We start from the raw sequence: 2,502 nt of genomic DNA, 5'->3' as shown, positions 1-2,502 counted from the left end.
GCAAAATGGTGCTTCAGGAAGAATTGAGTAAATGGGTAAAGGGGTTGGTTACCGAGATGAACGATCCCGGAGAGGAATTGATAGCCACGCATCCGCTGAAGGCTGCCGATGTGGTGGTCAGTGAGATCGAGGATAATCCGGGATTTTTCTCTGTGAGTCTCTCAGTGATGCCGTATTTTCAGATTGAAGGAATTGATATAAGTTTATCACTGGTTTCACAGATGCCAAAAGGAAAGTAATATTCAACCTGGTTCCCGCAGTGTCTCATCGATAACCTGCGGAATTCAGAATAAACGCCAATATGGATGAAAGGAGTGCTTTATGCCCATTCCAGCTTATATGTGGCTCAAAGATGATGCGGGTAATGCGGTAGAGGGTTCTGTTGACGTGGCCGGAAGAGAGAAGAGCGTAGAGGTACTGGCATTTGATCATGAGGTCAGGATTCCTACGGACCCGGATTCCGGAAAATTGACAGGAACAAGAAAGCATGAAGCCATAAAGATTGTCAAATCCTTCGACGCATCGTCACCTTACCTTTATAAGGCGGTTTGTGAGGGACAGACTTTTTCCGAGGTGGAGATCAAATGGTACCGTATCGATGATACCGGGACAGAGACGGAGTACTTCAATCACAGGCTTCAGGGAGTGAAGATCTGCTCTGTCAAGCCAGTGATGCACAATGTCAAAGATCCTTCCAAAGAGAGATATGTCCATCTTGAGGAAGTACAGATGCGTTACCAGAAGATAACCTGGTCGTATGTGGATGGAAATTTACAGGCTTCTGATTCCTGGAAGGAAGGGCGCTGAGGTGATTGGAAAAAGGGGGTGGCTCTCATAAGAACCGCCCCTCAGTTAATTTCTGGTCCTTCAATGCGTGCTGAATCGTATTCCAGAGCAACTCCATAGAGAACGGTTTGTGCAGAAAGTTGACATTGTTATCGAGAACCCCTTTGTCAACGAGTATGTCATCGGGATATCCTGACATATAAATCACCCTGATTCCCGGGATCATCGATGAGATTTTCTCGTACAGTTCCTTACCGTTCATTTCAGGCATGATCAAGTCAGTGATGAGCAGATCAAATTTGCCGGCGTTTTTTACCACCATATCAAGTGCCATTTTGCCATTCTCTGCTTCCGTTACCCTGAGACCCTTACTCGTAAGAAATCTGCTGATTGGTGAGCGCACTATCAGTTCATCTTCTACCAGAAGAATTGAAGCATTGCACAGGGCTGCATCTGTCCGGGAATGTTTATGGCTTGACAAAACAGGTGTTTCAGCCTCGAAACATCTGGGAATATAGATAATAAAGGAGGAACCTTTCCCTGGTTCTGTTTCCACCTGAATTGTCCCGCCGTGCTGTTTGAGTATGCCGTAGGCGGTAGCCATACCCAGCCCGGTTCCCTTGCCTTTCTTCTTTGTGGTAAAGAAAGGCTCGAAAACTCTGCTTTTTGTTTTTTCATCCATGCCGGTGCCGGTGTCGGTTACCTTCACTACAATGTAGTTTCCGTTAAAGAGTTCCGGACTGAGTGATGTTGATTTCAGCCGCAGTTCGACTTCACTTGTATCAAATGTTAATGTGCCCCCATCAGACATCGCGTCCCTGGCGTTCACTGCAATAATGAGAAGAATCTGCTCAATTTGAGAGACATCAGCCCTTATATTGCCGATACCGGGAGAGAGTTTCATCTCTATGTTGATATTCTCACCAATCAGTCTTCTCAGCATACCTGAGATGTTTTTCAGGATATTATTGACGTTGACGATCGATGTCTGCAGGAGTTGCTTTCGACTGAAGGCCAGGAGCTGGTTTACCAGGTTTTTTGCCCTGTCGGCTGCACTGATAATTTCCTTGAGGTTTTCAGCTTCCGGGTGGTCTTCACCAAGCTTTTGAAGTACAAAGTCGGCATAAGCGACTATTGGCAGGAGGATGTTATTGAAATCATGAGCTATGCCTCCTGCAAGCTGTCCGATCAGCTCCAGTTTCTGTGATTGTCTCAATTGTTCCTCAAGATGACTGCGTTCTGTGATATCCTGCAGGACAAGCACTATGCCCTCAGATTCTCCTTCACGTGAGATAATTGGAGTACTGTTGCAGCTAATCAGCAGCTCTTTTCCGGTCTTTCCAATGAGAATGAGTGGATCTACAGATGAGTTGAAGTCTTTTATAGAAAAGATGAATGGAAGCAGGTTGTCATCAGAACCTTTCTTAGTGATACGGCATATCTGCCAGAGACACTTTCCCGAGGCTTCCTGTGAGCTCCACCCTGTCATCTTTTCTGCAGCGGGGTTCATGCGTATAATCTGTGCCCTGTGATCGGCCGCAATCACTGCATCACCGATACTGTTAAGAGTAATACTGAGGCTCTCTTCGTTTCTTTTCAATGCTTCCTCAGCTTTGAGTCTCTCGGTAACATCATTGATAAGAACAATCTGCGCCTGCTGATCTCCTTCAATCTGCAGGGAATGAGATACGATTTCCACATGGAAGATTTCCCCGT

3 protein-coding genes are annotated in these 2,502 nt (G+C 46.0%); 2 read left to right on the top strand and 1 reads right to left on the bottom strand.

What is annotated here, in order from left to right; genetic code table 11:
• Window positions 1-239: type VI secretion system contractile sheath large subunit (locus GX089_17620; GenBank protein NLP04314.1), on the top strand; the 239-nt coding region annotated here is incomplete at its 5' end.
• 82 nt (window positions 240-321) lie between these two features.
• A complete protein-coding gene (locus GX089_17615) occupies window positions 322-807 on the top strand; it encodes an Hcp family type VI secretion system effector (GenBank protein ID NLP04313.1) in 486 nt (161 codons plus the stop codon).
• A 25-nt stretch (window positions 808-832) separates the two neighbouring features.
• Here the strand turns inward: GX089_17615 and GX089_17610 are convergent, their stop codons facing one another.
• Entirely contained in the window at window positions 833-2,485 is a 1,653-nt protein-coding gene (locus GX089_17610) for a response regulator (GenBank protein ID NLP04312.1), read from the bottom strand.
• Between the last annotated feature and the right edge of the window lie 17 nt (window positions 2,486-2,502).

The organism is Fibrobacter sp. (assembly GCA_012523595.1).
GTDB lineage: Bacteria > Fibrobacterota > Chitinivibrionia > Chitinivibrionales > Chitinispirillaceae > JAAYIG01.
The sequence above is the reverse complement of the archived record's forward strand: the minus strand, read 5'-3'. Positions and strand labels throughout refer to the sequence as shown.